Source organism: Shewanella sp. YQ_9 (genome assembly GCF_043103185.1).
Lineage (GTDB): Bacteria > Pseudomonadota > Gammaproteobacteria > Enterobacterales > Shewanellaceae > Shewanella > Shewanella algae.
The window spans coordinates 141528-159034 of record NZ_JBICJO010000020.1 but is presented as its reverse complement, the minus strand read 5'-3'; the positions used below and the strand labels follow the sequence as shown (position 1 = coordinate 159034).

Genomic DNA, 17507 nt, shown 5'->3' with positions numbered 1-17507 from the left:
TTTATTGCCATCAGGCAGGAATAAATTGCCGCCGACGCCAGAGGAAGTGCAGCCCCAGGCTCAGGCTACGCGCCAGCATAAAGGCGCTCATGGCGGCCCATAGAGCATGGTTACCCAAGGGTTGCAACATGAACCAGACCGGGAAAAATACTGCCAAACTGGCGAAAATCATGCTGTTACGCATCACTTTACCCTTGGTGGCACCAATATAGACACCGTCAAATAGATAGGAAGCAAATGCCAGCAGCGGCAGGGCGATAAGCCATGGCAGGTAGATCAATGCGACCTGACGCACCTCGGGAATATTGGTCAGCATGCCGATGAGCTGCTCACCGAAAATCCAGAAACAGCCGCTGAACCCCAGCGCTATGATGGCCGACCAACTAAAGGCCAGGGAAACCGCCTGTTTGAGCGCATCCAGGTGTTTTTGACCCGTGGTGCGGCCCACTTCGGCCTCGGCATAGTAGGCGATGCCATCCAGGGCGTAGGAGATCAGCAGCAACATATTCAATAACACGGCATTGGCCGCGACAGTTTCATCGCCGAGCCCGGCACCCTTGAAGGTCATAAAGGCGAAGGTGGCCTGCAAACACAAGCTGCGGATAAAGATATCCAGGTTCAGGCTCAAGAGGCGACCAAAGTCGCGGGGATGTAACTGCCCGAGCAGCTCAGCAATAGGCGGCACATTGAACAGTTTTAACTGGCGCAACACCATGGTGCAGGCTACTGCGCAAGCGGTCATATCGGCGATGACGGATGCCAGGGCCGCGCCTTCTACGCCCCAACCCAAACCTATAACAAACAGCAGATCCAGAGCTATATTGGCACAGTTGGCGATGATCAACTGCCACATGGCGGCCTTGGGTTGCTGACGGCCCAGCAACCAGCCAAGTAGAGCCAGGTTCAGCAATGCAAACGGGGCCGACCAGATACGAATGGAAAAGTAGCTCGCGGCGTAGTGGCTGACCTGCTCACTGGCATCGGATAAACTGGCAGCCAGGCTGAGTATCGGCCCTTGCAACAGCAGAGCCATCAAGCCGAGGAAAAGTGCCAGCGTGCCGGCCTGCATCAACAGCTGCAGTTGCCGAGGCTTGTCATCGGCGCCATAGGCTTGGGCAACCATGCCCGTGGTGGCCATACGCAGAAACCCTAGCAACCAGAACAGCAGTGTTATAATGGTCGAACCAACGGCGACGCCCCCGAGATAATAGGCGTCACTCAAGTGCCCTATGACAGCCGTATCCACCAGACCCAGTAGCGGCACAGTTATGTTGGACAGTATCATTGGAAGCGCCAGCGCAAACAGCTGGCGGTTTTTTTGCCTGTCGAACAGGCCAATGCTGGTGGTCATAATTTCTCAGAGGTTAATGATGTTGAAAAAGCTGTGCTTTTTGCTCTGCAGTTGTCTTGGGCTAATAAGTTCACCCGTCCTGGCGGCAGTCATTCTACAGTATCACCATGTTTCTGACAGCTCGCCGGCCAGTACCAGTGTGACTCCGGCCCAGTTTCGGGAGCAGATGCAGTATCTGGCGGATCATGATTTCAATGTGGTGCCGCTGACCCAAGTAATAGAGGCGATTCGTCAGTCCAAAACGCTGGCACCGAGAACGGTTGCCATCACCTTCGATGACGGTTACCTCAGCATTGCCGAGGCCGCTCACCCAATACTGAAAGAGTTTGGCTTTCCCTACACACTGTTTGTGGCGATAGAGCCGATAGAAAAGGGTTACCGTGAGATGATGAGCTGGGAGCAGCTCAGAACACTGGTGGCAGAAGGCGCCGAGATTGCCAACCACAGTTGGGGGCATGAGCATCTGATCCGCCGCAATGCCACCGAAACCGAGGAGCAGTGGCTGGCGCGAATCGAAGCCAACCTGCTTGAGACCGAGGCCCGAATTGCCAAAGAAACCGGCGACAACCTGAAGATACTCGCCTATCCCTACGGCGAATATAACAGCCAGTTGGAGGCCTTGTTGCAGCGTCTTGGATTTGTTGGCTTGGGGCAGCAGTCCGGTGCGGCAGGCCCTCACTCTGCTTTGACCTCTTTGCCGCGTTTCCCCGTGGCCGGTGCCTATGCCGATATGAATGCTCTCAAGGTGAAACTGCATAGCCTGAATATGCCGGTGCAGGCCATCTCCCCCAGTAACCCTGAGTTACCCATGGGTCAGTGGCGGCCCGAACTTGAAGTGACTCTGGACATGAGCGATATCAATCAGTCGCAGCTCATGTGTTATGTACAGGGGCAGGGCGCCAAGAAACCTCAATGGTTGTCGGCGAATCGTTTCCGTATTCAGGCTGAACTGGACTTGCCTCCGGGGCGATCCAGATACAACTGTACCGCCCCCAGCAAACGTCACGGCAGCTATTATTGGTTTTCCCAGGCATGGGTTAGGCCAAAGGATGACGGCAGCTGGGTCAAGGAGTAGTCAGTAATTTCAACAGCCTGGCCGGGATATTCGCCAGTGGCAACTGCTCGTTGCAGGCATTGAGTGCCACTGCCGAGCCAGGCATACCCCAAACCACAGAACTGGCCTCATCCTGGGCTATGGTGTGGGCTCCCGCTTGATGCATTTTCAGCAGGCCGGCCGCACCGTCTTTACCCATGCCCGTGAGTATCACCCCTATCGCCGACTTAGCGGCAATCTCGGCAATGCTGTTGAACAGCACATCCACCGAGGGCTTATGGCGGTTGACGGTTTCCGTGTCCAGCAGTCTGGTGTAGATATGGGCCCCACGGCGCTCGAGTACCAAGTGGGCATGGCCCGGTGCCAGATAGGCAACGCCCTGACTCAATCTTTCCCCGCCCTGAGCCTCTATCACTTCCATTCTGGCGTGTTGGTTGAGTCGGCGGGCAAATGAAGCGCTGAAGGCCGCGGGAATATGCTGGGCTATGACTATGGGGGGGGTATTGGCCGGCAGTGGTGCGACTACCCGTTGAATGGCCTCAGTACCGCCGGTGGAAGCGCCTATGGCTATGATACGGTTTTTGAGTTTGGCATCACCGCTCAGTGGTGCAGTGCTGCCTTGTTGAGGGGTGACATGGCTGGCGGCAGCCAGATGCACCTTATCGATCAGCTCTTGCTGATAGTCCAGAAGCCTATTGGTCAAGTCCTGTTTAGGCTTGGCGATAAAGTCGACCGCCCCGAGGGATAAGGCCTCCAGGGTCACGTCGGCGCCGCGCTCGGTCAAGGACGACACCATCACTACAGGCATGGGCCTTAGGCGCATCAAGTTGCGCAGAAAGGCCAGGCCATCCATCTTGGGCATTTCCACATCCAGGGTCAGTACATCCGGCTGCAGCGCTTTAATCATCTCTCTGGCTTCGTAGGGGTCCTCGGCGCAGCCGACGACATCTATGTCTTGGGCCTGGCTGAGCATATGACTCAGCAACTGGCGTACCAGTGCCGAGTCGTCAACAATCAGAACTTTTACCATGATCAGTATGGCTCCTTGCTTCCTGAGACATGGGACAGTCGCGGCAGAGTCGAATCCTGATGCCGCAGGCGATAAGTGGTTTGAGCGACGGTTTCAAACTCACGGGAGATATTGGTCAGGCTTTCTGAGTGACCGATAAACAACACACCATCATCGGCCAGGAGTTTTCTGAAACCGGCCACTATCTTCTGCTTGGTGCTCTGGTCGAAATAGATCAGCACATTACGGCAGAAGATGGCATCGAATGGGCCCTGCATCGGCCAGGGCTCCAGTAAGTTGAGCTGCTTGAAGAAGAGTAATTTTTTGATCTGGTTGCTAATACTAAACTCTTCCGCTGCGCCTTGCAGATAGTGGTGCCACCGTTCAGGGATGGCCTCCATTCCGGCCAGGGGATAAACTCCGGCTTCGGCTCTGGCCAACACATTGGTATCGAGATCGGTTGCCAATATTTTCAGGTCCCAACCCGAGGCGGCGGGAAAGTGCTCTGCCAAGGTCATGGCTATGCTGTAGGGCTCTTCACCGCTGGAGCAGGCTGCCGACCAAACTCTCAGCCTGCGTTGCTTGCGCTGCTGCCAATAGGGCACCAGCTCGGTTTCCAGAAAGTTGAAGTGGTGCCGCTCACGGAAAAAGGAGGTCAGATTGGTGGTCAACGCGTTGATAAATGGCGCCAGTTCCAGAGGGTCGCTTTGCAGCTTGAGGCAGTATTCCCCGAAGTTGGCCAGCCGCAACAATCGCAGCCGGCGGCTGAGCCTGGAATACACCATATGGCGCTTGCGCTCGGGTAACACTATCCCTGTGTGTTGGTAGGCCAGCTCGCGGATAATGCCGAAATCCGCGGCTGTCATCGGGAATACCTTCTCTTCATCGAAGCTCAATCAGTATCTCCTAGAACTCGCTCCACTCTTCTGAACTGACACGGATCTTGGGGGACTTATCCCCGGCGATCAGGGTCAGGGGCTTACCGGCGCCCTTTTCCAGATTGGCGGTATTGAAGAAGCCCAATTGACGCTTCATGCTTCTGGCCTGTTCGGCCATGGCATCTCCTGCTGCCGAGACCTGTTCCACCAAAGCGGCATTTTGCTGAGTCATTTCATCCATCTGTGATACAGCCTTATTGACCTCCTGGATCCCAACCGACTGCTGCTCTGCGGCTATGCTGATCTGGTTGATCATGCCGGCTACCTTGGACACGGCTTGCACTATCTCCTGCAGGGTTTCACCGGATTGATTGACCAACTGAGTGCCATCTGTGACCTTGTTGACGCTGTCGCGGATCAGCTCCTTGATCTCTTTGGCGGCACCGGCGCTGCGCTGTGCCAGGTTACGTACCTCTCCGGCCACTACGGCAAAACCACGGCCCTGTTCTCCGGCTCTGGCAGCCTCGACCGCGGCATTCAGCGCCAGCAGGTTGGTCTGAAAGGCGATTTCATCTATCACGCTGATGATGTCGGCAATGCGTTTGCTCGAGGTGTTGATCTCCTCCATGGCACTGACAGCCTGTTTGACTACCTTGCCACCTTCGCCTGCCTTCTCGCTGGCCTCCTGAGCTAAGTTGTTGGCCAGAGTGGCATTTTCGGCGCTTTGCTTCACAGTAGCTGTCATCTCCTCCATGCTGGAGGCGGTTTGCTCCAGGGAGGCGGCCTGCTCTTCGGTACGCTGGCTAAGATCGGCGTTGCCCTGAGCTATCTCTTCGGCTCCTGAGGTGACGGTATTGGCCGAGTCATTGATACCCCCAATCACTTCGGTCAACTTACTGATGGTGGCATTGGCATCTTGCTGCAGTTTGGCAAACTGACCCTGATATTCGCCGTCAAGTTTTCGATCCAGTTGCCCCTTGGCCAGGCCATCGAAGATATCGGCGATTTTGGAGATGACATTGTCGGCTATGCCGACCAAGCGGTTGAGGCCGTTGGAGAGATTAAGGAAGAAGCCTTCCTTGTTGTGAATATCCAGGCGGCGGCTCAGGTCGCCGTCGTTGGCCGCCGTGATAATGGCGTCAATCTCCTGCTCTATGGCCACTTCATTGGTACGGTCGGCCCACTCAACCACAGTGCCAATTCGTCCCTGTTCCGGGTCCAGTATCGGGTTGGCAATGATTCTGAAGGTACGGCCGCCAACTTGCAGCTGGCTGTCGTAGGTCTCGGTCAATCCGGCGAGAATATTGCGCTGGTGGCTGGGGACCTTGTGGAAACCATCGATATTTTGTCCCAGCAGTTTGCTGGCATTGAACTTGGGCAGGTCGCGGAGAATATCTTTCTCAGCTGCCTGAAACATCTGCTGCACAGCTTGGTTGAGGTAGATGATATTGCCGTCGTTATCCGCCACCATGGTATTTGAACTGACATTATCCAATGCCTGACGAATGCGGGCATTTTCGGCCGCCAGCTGTTTTTCCTGCTGCTCTCTGGCCAGGCTGGCGGTGATATCCTGCCACTCCACAACTGTGCCGGTACGCTTGCCCTGTTCAAATACCGGGGTGGCAATCAGGTTGAATGTCAGCCCGGCCACCTTGATGCGTGTGTTATAGCTGTCGGTGAGCTGGTCCAGCAATTGTCGCTGATGCTCAGGATGGCGATGGAAGATATCGATATTGCTGCCAATCAGCTTGCTCATGTTGAAGGCCTGCAACTCCTGTTGCAGCTTTTGCTCATTGCCGGCCAGCATTTCATTCAGTGAGTCGTTCAGGTAGATGATGTTGTAGTCGGTATCGGCGACCATCACATTGGCCTGGCAGACATTGAGAGCCTGCTTGATGCGGGTGTTCTCTGTAGCGCTTTGCTGCTCCAATTGTTGTTTGCTAAGGGCTTCGGTGAGATCCTGCCATTCGACCACAGTGGCAATACGTTGCTTGTTTTCGTCGAATACCGGCGAAGCTATCAGGCTGAAGGTGCGACGACCTACCTTGATCTGAGTCGAGTAGACCTGCTCCAAGCCGGCGATCAATTTCTTTTGATGCTCAGGGTTGCGGTGGAAAACATCCATATTGGCGCCCTGCAGCTTGTCGGCCTGGAATTTGGGCAATACCTCTTGAATGTCGGCCTCGGCGTCCTGCATGGTTTGTTGCAGCGAGTGGTTGAAGTAGAGAATGTCACCGGCCGGATTGGCCACCATCACATTGGCCTGGCAGATATCCAGAGCCTTGAGAATGGCTTGCTGCTGTTGCTGGCTCTGACGCCAACGGCTGAGCTCGTCCAGCAGTGGCTTCCAGCCCGGCAAATCAAGCTCGGCAAACTGCTGCGTGCCGTCTTTCAGCAACCGCTGCAGTTGGTTGATGGCCCTATCCAGCGTGCCTTTGTGCTTGAGTGAGTGCAATAGCCCAAGCAGTATGCAAACCAGGGTGACGCCCTGCAGAATAATAATGATATTGGGATCCTGGCCTAGCAGCATGAGCGCCATCACGGCGATGCCCGTGATTAAGCCAAGCAGATTCCAGGGATTGCTGTTGATTATGTTGGCATTGGCGGCATCCATTCTTCTTTCCTCGATGTCTTAAAGGTTGGCAGCCTGAGGCTGTTCCAAGTCCAGTTGCTGCAGCAAACTGGAAAGTTGTGATGCATCCGGCAGCACTTCATTACCGAGTAACATATTGATATTCAATAGTATGACCATCTTATCGGCCACACAGGTGAGCCCATGGATGAAACGCATGTCCGTGTCCTGGCCAAAATCGGGCGCACTGCGGATCTCGCTCTGGGTGATACTGAAAACATCGGAAACGGCATCCACCACTATGCCCATCACCTTGTGCTGTTTATCCAGGCGCACCTTCAGCACTATCACTACTGTGGTTGGGCCATATGCCAGGGTCTTGATACCGAACCTTTGGCGCAGATCTATGATGGGGACTATGGTGCCGCGCAGATTGATCACCCCTTTGACATGGGGCGGCGCATTGGGAATAACCGTGGTTGCTTCCCAGCCACGGATCTCCTGCACCGAGAGAATATCGACGCCATATTCCTCATCGGCCATCATAAAGGTGAGGTATTGCTGTGATTGATCTTCCGCAGCTGCCGATGTTGCAGGGTTGGATTCTGTCATTGCGCTTCCCTTCTAGGCTGCATGTTCCTGAGTTTGATTGAGGCCAGACATGGTCACGAGTCCGGGAATATCCACTATCAGCGCCACCCGGCCGTCACCGAGAATGGTGGCACCGGACACCCCGGGCACTTTGGCGTAGTTGTCTTCCAGACTCTTGATCACCACTTGTTGCTGCGCCAGCAACTCATCGACCAGCAGGCCGACTTTTTGGTTGTTGTTGTCCACCACCATCACCAGCCCCTCTTTGACCTCTTTGGCCTGAGCCTGGTGATTGAACTCCTGATAAACGCGGATGACCGGCAGGTACTCGTCTCGCAGGCGGATCACTTCGTGTTCTTCAGACAGCTTGTTGACCTTACTGCTTTCCACTTGCAACGACTCATAGATGGAGACCAGCGGCACCACATAAGTATGCTCGCCGACCCTCACCAACTGGCCGTCGAGAATGGCCAGGGTCAAAGGCAAGCGAATGGTAAAACGGCTACCCTTGTCGGGCGTCGAGGCCAGCTCTACACTGCCGCTGAGTGCTTGAATGTTGCGTCTGACCACATCCATACCCACGCCCCGGCCAGAGAGGTCGGAGACGCTGTCGGCGGTAGAAAAGCCGGGTTTAAAGATGAGTTGCTGAATCGCCTCTGTGCTGAGTTCCTCTTCAGCGCCGACCAAGCCTTTATCTCTGGCCTTGGCGAGAATTCTGCCGGTATCCAATCCGGCGCCGTCATCGGTTATTTCTATGACGATATTGCCGCCTTGATGGAAGGCGTTGAGGGTGATCCTGCCGGTTTCCGGTTTACCCTTGGCACTGCGCACGGCAGGGGATTCAATGCCGTGATCCAAAGAGTTACGTACCAGATGCACCATGGGGTCGACAATTTTCTCCATCACTGTCTTGTCCAGCTCTGTCTCCTCACCTTTGAGGATCAGCTCAACCTTCTTGCCCAGCTGCTGACCTATATCGCGTACCAATCGGGGAAAACGGTTGAAGGCGAAGCTGATAGGCAGCATGCGGATCTGCATCACGCTTTCCTGCAGATCCCGAGTGTGATTGGCCAATTGCTCCAGCCCCTGCTGCAGTGACAGCAGAGCGTTACCGTCAATGCGTTCCTGTTGGCCTATCTGCCCCAGCATAGCCTGGGTGATCACCAGTTCACCCACCATATTGATCAGCATGTCTATCTTGTCGGTGCTGACCCGGATAGAACTGGTTTCCGCCGTTTTGGCAACAGCCTTGCCGGACTCCACTTTGGCTGTGGTGGCTGCGACCTGTGTCTCTTGGGAGGATGGGGCAGAAGTCGAGATAGGGGCTTGTTCCTGCGGTGAGACACCTTCAACAAGCTGTGCCTTGGCGGGTAACTGCTGATAATGGATTTCACAGTCGTCCTCGACCCACTCAAACACCTCTTTTATCCGCTCAAGTGGCGCCTCTGTGTCGAGTTGCAGCTGCCAATACAGACGGCAGGATTCGGGGTCCAGGTCTTCAAACTCAGGCAGTTCCTGCGTTGGCAGGCTGACCTTTAGCTCACCCAGCTCGGCGAGTTCGTTGAACATCAAAATGGGGTCGTTGCCGCATCTGAGAATGTCGGCGCCGGCATGGAAATCTATCTGCCAGCTGAGCCCAGTTTCTTTGGTTTCAGAATCTTTGGTTTCTGATGCTTTGGTTGATGACTTTTCATTATTTTGGCTGGCGTTATCCGGCGCATCTTCGACCCCGGCAACTTCGGACAGCTCCTGATTGAAGCGGTTTTCCAGCTCTTGTTGCTGGGGTGATTCAAAGCTTTGACCTGCCATCAAGGCCTGCAGCATGTTGCGCAGCAGATCCACCGACAAGAGCAACATATCCTGATGATTGGCGGTCATTTCCCGGCGGCCATCACGGATTTCATCCAACAGGGTTTCCAGCAAGTGGGTGAATCCGGCGACCTGGTTGAAACCAAAAGTGGCGCTGCCTCCCTTAATCGAATGGGCGGCACGAAAAATGGTATTTATGGTTTCCGGATCCGGTTGCTGCACGTTCAGTTTCAGCAGCTCAGATTCCATGACCTCCAGGCCTTCGAGGCTTTCTTCAAAGAACACCTGGGTGAATTGGCTCAGATCTATGTCCATATATCCGCTCCTTGCCGGAGGCTAACCCAATACTTTGCGAACCGTGGCCAACAGCTGATCCGGGTTGAAGGGTTTGACTATCCAACCGGTGGCTCCGGCGGCTCGTCCCTGTTGCTTCTTGTCTGTGGTCGACTCTGTGGTCAGCATCAACATGGGCACAAACTTGTAGTTGGGCAGCTCGCGCAAGTTACGTATCAGCTCGATACCATCCATAATTGGCATGTTGACGTCCGATATCACCAGGTCAAACTCTCTGCCTTGGGCTACTTTCAACGCTTCCTCGCCATTGTTGGCTTCGGTCACGTCGAAACCTGCTGTCTTGAGAGTAAAGCTCACCATTTGCCGCATGGAGGCTGAATCATCAACTGCGAGGATTGTCTTCATTGAGCGTTTCCTTTTCAAAATCCGAATCGAGTGTCGGGATCCTGATACCCAGGCGCGTCAGTTGAGCGATAAAGGCGGGTTGAGCCTGTTGCCATGACAGTTTCAACCCTCGCTTGTCGCAACTCAGAGCAAACAGGTACAGCAACTGGGCGCCGGCAGTATCCACCTTGTGCAACTCACCGGCATCCAGGATCAATTCATCGACCCGATGCAAGAGCTCCAATAGTTTTTGGTAGAGTGGCTGAATATTGCGAATGCTTATTTCTGAACCCAATGCCAGTGTGTCGATGGACATAGTGCTTCCCTGTTTTCCCAACACACAAAAGATAGTCGGCAAATTTCACTTCTGCCTCTTTTCAAAAGAAAAAATGGTATATGAATGACTAGGCTCTTTAGGGGGTTAGTGAGGCCCTTGATACTGAGTAACCAGAGTGCGAAAGTCGGCCAGCAGTTCATCGTTGCGGATTTGCGGCAGTTGTCCGGGTGTCTGTGAACTGGGCTTGATGGTGGCGTAGCGGCGGCCGTCGGGCGAGATCAGGATTAAAGAGGCGCTGTGATCCACTTGGTAGTCAGGGCCATCGCCGACCAGTGAATACACCAGGCCCAGATCGCGGCTGAAGGGCAGTAATGCCGGGTGCTCGGCCCGCAAACCTATGAACTCGGGATTAAAGAAGGCCAGGTAATCCTTGAGTTTGCTTTGGCTGTCTCGCTCAGGGTCGACACTGAGCAGTATCACCTGTATTGGTGCCACTTGTGCCAGTTTCGGGTAGACGGCACTGAGTTTGCCAAGGGTGGTGGGACATACGTCCGGGCAGGAGGTGTAACCGGCGAAAATCAGACTCCATTTCTGTTTTAGCTTGTCATTATCGAATTGATGACCGTTTTGGTCCTGCAACTCAAAAGGTTGCAGAGGCCTTGGGGTTTCATATTGAAAGCTGGTTTGTAGTGCCTGCGGCGGCTGAGACGAAGGTCGGTGAAACAGCTGCACACTGGCCAAACCGCCAAGACCTATGAGCAAAATACCCGCCACCAAGATGCGTTTCTTCATGATTCAACTCCAGAGGTAATGATCCACAAGCAGGGCAATAAACAGCAGCATTAGCTGATAGATGGAGAAACGGAACACGGCCATCGCCAGCCCGGGGCGGTCGGCAAACTTGAGTTGCCAGGCCTTGTAGATAAACAGGCAACTGAGAATGGTGGAAGCCAGCAGATAGACGGGGCCACTCAAGCCAACCAAAACCGGCAATAAGCAGGCGATGGCCAGCAGTAGGGTGTAGAGCAGAATACAGGTCTTGGTAAATTCCACCCCGTGAGTCACAGGCAGCATGGGGATATCCACCTTGGCATACTCTTTTTGACGGTGAATGGCCAAGGCCCAGAAATGAGGTGGAGTCCAGGTGAAAATAATGATCACCAACAGCCAGGCGTGGCCGTGAAAGTCATTGGTTACCGCCGTCCAACCCAGCAGTGGCGGCATGGCACCGGCAAGGCCACCTATCACGATATTTTGGGGGGTTGCCCGCTTTAAATAGGCGGTATAGATAAGGGCGTAGCCAATCAGGCTGGCACAGGTCAACCAGGCGGTGAGTGGATTCACCAGCCAATAGAGTAGGGTAAAGCCCGCCAATCCAAGCAAGACGGCAAAGCTCAAGGCTCGGCTCACGCTCACTCGTCCCTTGGGTAAGGGGCGGTTATAAGTGCGGGCCATCAGGCCATCAATGCGTCGATCGATAAGGTGATTCAAGGCGGCCGCCGAGCCCGCCATCATGGCAATTCCCATTAGCCCGGCAAGCAAGGGCTGTAGGGGGACGGCACCGGGCAACGCCAGGCACATGCCCACCAGGACGGTGAGCAGCATCAGCGCCACCACCTTGGGCTTGGTCATTTCCAGGTAATCGCGCCAGGAGATCTCTGTGCGGGTCGCATCCTGGGCTATGGAGAGTAGTTTGGCCATAAACAGTCCCTCTTCAGGCTTTACGCCAAAGCGCATAGTTGATGAATACCAAAGTCAGCAGCAGCAGGGCTGCGCCGCCGTTATGGGCAACCGCCACCGGCAGCGGCAGATGCAGCAATACGTTGGCCAGGCCCAATGACAGCTGTAATCCCAGCACTAAGGTGAGTCCCAGAGCCGAGCGTTTCAGCATGCTCGAGTCGGCTCTGCGCCAGAGCATGAATGCCAGGGTAAGTACCACTATCGCGGTCAGCAGGGCACCTATTCGGTGGGCAATATGTATGGTCATCCGGGTGTGATAATCCAATACGCCGAACTCAAAGCTGGGATGCTGACCCTGAAAAGGAGAGAAGGCATCTGCCAGACGTAGGTTGCTGCTCCAGTCACCTTCGCAGATAGGCAACTCTGTGCAGGCCAGGGCGGCGTAGTTGGAGGAGGTCCAGCCGCCAAGCATAATTTGCAGTACCACAATGGCCAGCGCCACCATGGCCAAAGGCGCCAAGGTGCGGGCTTTGGGATCGCCATCCGGGATTTGCAGCGGCCGGAGCCTGAGATACAGCAGCAGCAACAGCGAAAACAGGGTGAATCCCCCGAGCAGGTGAGACATGACCACGACGGGCATCAGTTTCATGGTCACAGTCCACATTCCCAGCAGCGCTTGAAATACGATCAGGGCAGCGATCAGTCCCGGCAGCTTCTTCGGGGTTGTGTTGCCACGCCAACTCTGGATCACAATAAGTAATACCAGAATCCCCAGCGAGCCGGCCACATATCTGTGGATCATCTCCAGCCAGGCTTTCTTGGGTTCTATTTCTTGTCCCGGAAAGTGGCGTTCGACATGAGCCAATTCATGGGCCTGAGAAGGCACCTTGATATGGCCATAGCAACCGGGCCAGTCGGGGCAGCCAAGGCCGGCATCCGACAGCCGGGTGTAGGCGCCCAACAGGATTACCGTCAGAGTGCAGATGAGGGTCATCTTCAGTAGCAAGTTCAGTTTCATCAGCCCACCCTCGAGAGTTTCAACAGCTTGCGCAGGTCGCTGACCAAGGCCTTGCCCTGTAGGAGTTGGCTCTGGTGATCCACTACCCCCGGATAGGCCAACACCCAAGCGCCCAGAGGGTCGACTATCACCAACATCTGCTGCTGTAATGGATTCTCGGCGGTCAGAGGTTTATCCAGAGTGACTCGATGAAAGTCGTTGTTTAGCGGAGCTTCCGTGTCGCTTTCCCGGTTAACGAAAATCAGGGTGTCGACCCTGTCCATCTCGGCGCCCAGCGCCGTATGGCTCTGCTGCAATATGTAGAGTCGTTCCTGGCATAGTTCATCGCAGTTGGACGGTATCAGGTATAGGACTTGCCAACGGCCGGGAAGCGGGTTGTCGAGTCCAAGTTGCTGATAACCCAGATTAGTCGGCAGCAACTGGCCCTTATTGGTGGCCCCACCTTGATATAGCTCGAAGCTCAGTACCAGTTTTGCCAGTATCACAGGCAGGGCAAAGGCCAGCAGTAGTATCAAGAGTGGTCTTTGGGTTCGGGAGTTCATCCTGGCTCCTCTTGCTGTAATTGGGCGTTCTGAATTCAGCTCGCCCTATGGTTAGTGTCGATTCAGTTTCCAGCGCCACCAGACAAGCAGTAACAACAGGGCGGCAGCCATGGAAAACCACTGCAGGGCATAACCCAAGTGTTTTTCAGCCGGCATGGGCAATGGCTGCCAGGGTCTTGGCAAGTCCACACCTTCCAGCTGAACCGGCTGCAACACGGCCGGAATCAGTTTGTGCCCAAGCAAGTGTTCGAGCTGCGGCCAGTTGAGATTCTGTATTCGCTTGGGCCAACCGGCTTCGGCCAAGAGCTCCTGGCTCAGTGGGTTACTGCCCTTTTGCCACAATCGGCCTTCGAGGGTGAGGTGTGGCGGTAATGGCAATATCTCTGGCAGTTCACTGCGTTTTTCTGGAGCTGGGATAAACCCCAGCTCCAGCAATAACCAGGGTTGCTCCGGCTCAACTTGCAGAGGTTGCAGCAACAGGTAGCCCACTCGTCCTTGGTACACCTGGTTGTCCAGCAGCAATTGCTTACCGCTCAATACATTGGCACTCAGCTGCAGTTTCTGCCCTGTGAGCCGGCTGCCAGGGTCTTGCCTCAGCAGAGCTGAAAAACTGCTTGGCCCCGCATCTGCTTTGGCAGCAATCTCCTGAGCCAATAGTTGCTTTTCTTCAGCGCGCTGCAGTTGCCAGAATCCCAGCTTGACCATGAGTAGAAACAGCCCCAAAGTAAATAACAGTGCAAGGTAACGCCCCCAAGGGATGGGAGAGTGAATGTCAGTCAGTTTTTTCTTTAAAGTCATATTGGTACTGCTACTGCTGTTCATCATTTTCAACCTTGGTCGCGCCCTGTGGATCATGGTGCGCGGCGATTCATCTGTTCCCATGAGCCGTTTTCTTGGCCGCCGGGTGTTGTTTTCGGCGCTGGTGGTTCTTTTGTTGCTGCTGGCATTGGCGCTGGGGATTATTTCCCCCAATCCCCGGCCTTACTAAAGCACATACACAAAAACAAACAGGCATAGCCAAACCACATCGACAAAGTGCCAATACCAGCTGCCGGCCTGAAAGGCAAAGTGACGCTCAGCGCTGAAGTGCCCCTTTAAAACCCTGAAAAACAGCACCAACAGGAATAGCGTGCCCAGAGTCACATGCATACCGTGGAAACCTGTCAGCAGGAAGAAGGTGTTGCCATAGACACCGGACTGCAGCGTCAGCCCCAGCTCAGTGTAGGCATGGACATATTCCTCTCCCTGCAAGATTAGAAAGGCCAGTCCCAGCAAGATGGTGAGTCCAAGCCAGAGGGTTAAGGCGGTGCGTTTGCCTTTCTCTAACCCCAGGTGGGCAAAGTGCAGGGTAATAGAGGAGGTGAGCAGAATAATGGTGTTGAAAAGGGGTAAACCATTCCAACCCATGGCTTGGGTTTCAGTGCCGTCCGGGGTTTTCAGTAAGGGCCAGCCTGCGCTGAATCCGGGCCAGAGCACTTCGTTGGTCATGGCATTGTTGGATGCGCCACCCAACCAAGGCACGGCCACCATACGGGCATAGAAGAGGGCGCCGAAAAAGGCCGCAAAGAACATCACCTCAGAGAAGATGAACCAACTCATTCCCTGACGAAATGACCTGTCCATCTGTGGCGAATAGAGACCACTCATGGATTCATGGATCACGTTTCTGAACCAGCCAATCAGCATGAACAGAATGACGGCAATTCCTGCCAGCAGTACATAACTGCCATGGCCACCGTCAGACTTGAGCTGGGATACATAAGTACCGGCACCATAGGCGATAAGGAAAAGCCCCAATGCGCCGACAATCGGCCAGGCGCTTTGAGCCGGAACATAATAGTGTTCATGTTTACTGGTCATTTCGCTGCTCCTTGCTCCAGGGCATCGGATATCTGTCTATCCGTGATGTCATAGAGGGTGTAAGAGAGGGTCAGAGTGCTGATGGAGTCCGGCAGGTCCGGATCCACGTAAAACACCAGCGGCAGCTCGGCACTGGCATCGGCAGCCAGCGGCTGCTGATTGAAACAGAAGCACTCGGTTTTATTGAAGTAGGCGGCGCCTTGTCCCGGTGAAACGGAAGGGATCGCCTGACCTATCTTGTATTGGTGTGACAGGTTGCGGGCCAGAAAGCGGGTATGGGTCAACTGGCCGGGATGCACCTTGATACGGGTCACTTCCGGCTTGAACTCCCACGGCATTCCCTTGGCCACCTGAGAGATAAACTCCACAGTGACCAAGCGGCTGTTATCCACTTGGGCACTATAAGTGGCGGCGCTGGTGTTGGTCTTGCCATTGATCCCCAACTGCTGACAAAGCACATCATAGAGCGGCACCAGGGCAAAGCCGAAGCCGAACATGGCTACGGCGCCAAGTAGCAGCAGGCGTACCAGTTTACGGTTGTCAGGACGGGAGTCTGTCATATCACTTAATCTCCGGCGGAGTGCTGAAGGTGTGATAAGGCGCCGGACTTGGGAGTGTCCACTCAAGCCCCTGGGCTCCTTCCCAAGGTTTGGCCGGAGCCTGGGCGCCACCACGAATACACTTGATCACCAGTACCAGAAATATCAGCTGTGACAGGCCAAAGGCAAAACCGCCAATGGAGACAATCTGATTGACATCGGCAAACTGCACCGAGTAGTCGGGGATGCGTCTGGGCATACCGGCCAGCCCGAGGAAATGCATCGGGAAGAACAACACATTGACCGAAATGACCGAGCACCAGAAATGCCACTTGGCCAAGGTCTCGCTGTACATATGCCCGGTCCACTTGGGTAGCCAGTAATAGGCGGCGGCCATGATGGAGAAGATGGCGCCGGTGACCAGCACATAATGAAAATGGGCAACCACAAAGTAAGTGTCATGGTATTGGAAGTCGGCTGGGGTGATTGCCAACATCAGGCCGGAGAAGCCGCCTATGGTGAAGAGAATAATAAAGGCACAAGCGAACATCATAGGGGCTTCAAAGCTGATGGATCCCCGCCACATGGTGGCAACCCAGTTGAATACCTTGACCCCGGTTGGCACGGCAATCAGCATGGTGCAGTACATAAAGAAGAGTTCGGCAAAGACAGGCATACCTGTGGTGAACATGTGATGTGCCCACACCAGGAAGGAGAGGATCGCGATGCTGGCGGTGGCGTAGACCATTGAGGCGTAGCCAAACAAAGGCTTGCGACTGAATGCCGGAATGATGGCCGAGATGATGCCGAATGACGGCAATATCATTATGTACACCTCGGGGTGGCCGAAGAACCAGAAAATATGCTGGAACATCACAGGATCTCCGCCGCCGGCGGCATCGAAGAAGCTGGTGCCGAAGAATTTGTCTGTGAGTACCATGGTCACAGCCCCGGCTAATACAGGCATAACGGCTATCAGAAGGAAGGCGGTGATAAGCCAGGTCCAGACGAACAGGGGCAGCTTCATCCAGTTCATGCCAGGTGCGCGCAGATTCACTATGGTGACTATCACGTTGATAGCCCCCATAATTGAGCTTATCCCCATGATATGTATTGAAAAAACAAACAAGGCTGTACTGTCGGCGCTATAAGTTGTCGACAATGGGGCATAGAAGGTCCAGCCAAAATTGGGGCCGCCACCTTCCATAAACAATGAGCTAAGCAGGATCAGGAAGGCGAAGGGCAAAATCCAGAAGCTCCAGTTGTTCATCCGCGGCAGCGCCATATCCGGCGCACCTATCATCATGGGGATCAACCAGTTGGCCAGACCGGTAAAGGCCGGCATCACGGCGCCAAAAACCATGATAAGGCCATGAACTGTGGTCATTTGGTTAAAGAAGTTGGGTTCGACCAGTTGCAATCCGGGCTGGAATAGCTCAGCACGGATCACCATGGCCATGGCGCCCCCTATCAGGAACATGATGAAGCTGAACCAGAGATAGAGTGTGCCTATGTCTTTATGGTTGGTGGTCAGCAACCAGCGCATGATCCCCTTGGGGGCGTGATGATGCTGGTGTTCCTGTTCAGCGATTTCCTGAACGCCGGCTTCGGCATCTTGACTGAATGAGTTCATCTTCTCCCCCTACTGC

At 54.6% G+C, this 17507-nt stretch carries 18 protein-coding genes; 2 read left to right on the top strand and 16 right to left on the bottom strand.

The window, feature by feature from the left end:
- Nucleotides 1–10 precede the first annotated feature (10 nt).
- Nucleotides 11–1351, bottom strand: a complete 1341-nt coding sequence (locus ACF8D4_RS06285; RefSeq protein WP_071238768.1) for an MATE family efflux transporter — start codon at nucleotides 1349–1351, stop codon at nucleotides 11–13.
- A 19-nt stretch (nucleotides 1352–1370) separates the two neighbouring features.
- Between ACF8D4_RS06285 and ACF8D4_RS06280 the strand changes: the two genes are divergently transcribed.
- Complete coding sequence (locus tag ACF8D4_RS06280) at nucleotides 1371–2426, top strand: polysaccharide deacetylase family protein (RefSeq protein ID WP_028780836.1); 1056 nt, start codon at nucleotides 1371–1373, stop codon at nucleotides 2424–2426.
- On the opposite strand, the gene ACF8D4_RS06275 is transcribed toward ACF8D4_RS06280, so the two are convergent.
- The 12 genes from ACF8D4_RS06275 to ACF8D4_RS06220 form a co-directional block, all read right to left on the bottom strand.
- Nucleotides 2416–3435, bottom strand: coding sequence for a chemotaxis response regulator protein-glutamate methylesterase (locus tag ACF8D4_RS06275; protein ID WP_144165241.1), 1020 nt, complete (start codon nucleotides 3433–3435; stop codon nucleotides 2416–2418). The genes ACF8D4_RS06280 and ACF8D4_RS06275 overlap by 11 nt on opposite strands.
- 2 nt (nucleotides 3436–3437) lie before the next feature.
- Nucleotides 3438–4310: a CheR family methyltransferase gene (locus ACF8D4_RS06270; RefSeq protein WP_392464811.1), complete on the bottom strand. Its 873-nt coding sequence runs from the start codon at nucleotides 4308–4310 to the stop codon at nucleotides 3438–3440.
- 10 nt (nucleotides 4311–4320) lie between these two features.
- Nucleotides 4321–6906 carry a methyl-accepting chemotaxis protein gene (locus ACF8D4_RS06265; protein ID WP_144165243.1) on the bottom strand — a complete coding sequence of 862 codons (2586 nt, stop codon included), beginning with the start codon at nucleotides 6904–6906 and terminating at the stop codon, nucleotides 4321–4323.
- Nucleotides 6907–6924: 18 nt separating this feature from the next.
- Nucleotides 6925–7476, bottom strand: coding sequence for a chemotaxis protein CheW (locus ACF8D4_RS06260; protein ID WP_025888185.1), 552 nt, complete (start codon nucleotides 7474–7476; stop codon nucleotides 6925–6927).
- 12 nt (nucleotides 7477–7488) lie between these two features.
- Nucleotides 7489–9579, bottom strand: a complete 2091-nt coding sequence (locus ACF8D4_RS06255) for a chemotaxis protein CheA (RefSeq protein ID WP_144224326.1) — start codon at nucleotides 9577–9579, stop codon at nucleotides 7489–7491.
- A gap of 21 nt (nucleotides 9580–9600) precedes the next feature.
- Nucleotides 9601–9963 (bottom strand): response regulator, encoded by a 363-nt coding sequence (locus tag ACF8D4_RS06250; protein ID WP_025010825.1) that lies wholly within the window; start codon nucleotides 9961–9963, stop codon nucleotides 9601–9603.
- Nucleotides 9941–10258, bottom strand: a complete 318-nt coding sequence (locus tag ACF8D4_RS06245; RefSeq protein ID WP_025010824.1) for an STAS domain-containing protein — start codon at nucleotides 10256–10258, stop codon at nucleotides 9941–9943. Before ACF8D4_RS06245 ends, ACF8D4_RS06250 begins: the two co-directional genes overlap by 23 nt.
- Nucleotides 10259–10363: 105 nt before the next feature.
- A complete protein-coding gene (locus ACF8D4_RS06240) occupies nucleotides 10364–11011 on the bottom strand; it encodes an SCO family protein (RefSeq protein ID WP_028780841.1) in 648 nt (215 codons plus the stop codon).
- A gap of 3 nt (nucleotides 11012–11014) precedes the next feature.
- Complete coding sequence (gene cyoE, locus ACF8D4_RS06235; protein ID WP_028780842.1) at nucleotides 11015–11920, bottom strand: heme o synthase; 906 nt, start codon at nucleotides 11918–11920, stop codon at nucleotides 11015–11017.
- Between the two features lie 13 nt (nucleotides 11921–11933).
- A complete protein-coding gene (locus ACF8D4_RS06230; protein ID WP_392464807.1) occupies nucleotides 11934–12917 on the bottom strand; it encodes a heme A synthase in 984 nt (327 codons plus the stop codon).
- Entirely contained in the window at nucleotides 12917–13459 is a 543-nt protein-coding gene (locus ACF8D4_RS06225; protein WP_054745309.1) for a hypothetical protein, read from the bottom strand. Before ACF8D4_RS06225 ends, ACF8D4_RS06230 begins: the two co-directional genes overlap by 1 nt.
- A gap of 51 nt (nucleotides 13460–13510) precedes the next feature.
- Entirely contained in the window at nucleotides 13511–14257 is a 747-nt protein-coding gene (locus ACF8D4_RS06220) for an SURF1 family protein (RefSeq protein WP_144133262.1), read from the bottom strand.
- Between ACF8D4_RS06220 and ACF8D4_RS06215 the strand changes: the two genes are divergently transcribed.
- A complete protein-coding gene (locus ACF8D4_RS06215; protein ID WP_025010819.1) occupies nucleotides 14229–14447 on the top strand; it encodes a DUF2909 family protein in 219 nt (72 codons plus the stop codon). The two genes, ACF8D4_RS06220 and ACF8D4_RS06215, sit on opposite strands and share 29 nt — an antisense overlap.
- Here ACF8D4_RS06215 and ACF8D4_RS06210 read toward each other — a convergent pair.
- Genes ACF8D4_RS06210 through ctaD form a run of 3 tightly spaced genes read right to left on the bottom strand, consistent with a single transcriptional unit; the run spans nucleotide 14444 to nucleotide 17491 of the window.
- Nucleotides 14444–15319 carry a cytochrome c oxidase subunit 3 gene (locus ACF8D4_RS06210; protein ID WP_025888193.1) on the bottom strand — a complete coding sequence of 292 codons (876 nt, stop codon included), beginning with the start codon at nucleotides 15317–15319 and terminating at the stop codon, nucleotides 14444–14446. The genes ACF8D4_RS06215 and ACF8D4_RS06210 overlap by 4 nt on opposite strands.
- The gene (locus tag ACF8D4_RS06205; protein ID WP_025010817.1) at nucleotides 15316–15879 is read right to left on the bottom strand and encodes a cytochrome c oxidase assembly protein; all 564 of its coding nucleotides are present in this window, start codon (nucleotides 15877–15879) and stop codon (nucleotides 15316–15318) included. The genes ACF8D4_RS06210 and ACF8D4_RS06205 overlap by 4 nt, the downstream gene beginning before the upstream one ends.
- Nucleotide 15880: 1 nt before the next feature.
- Nucleotides 15881–17491, bottom strand: coding sequence for a cytochrome c oxidase subunit I (gene ctaD / locus ACF8D4_RS06200; RefSeq protein ID WP_025010816.1), 1611 nt, complete (start codon nucleotides 17489–17491; stop codon nucleotides 15881–15883).
- Between the last annotated feature and the right edge of the window lie 16 nt (nucleotides 17492–17507).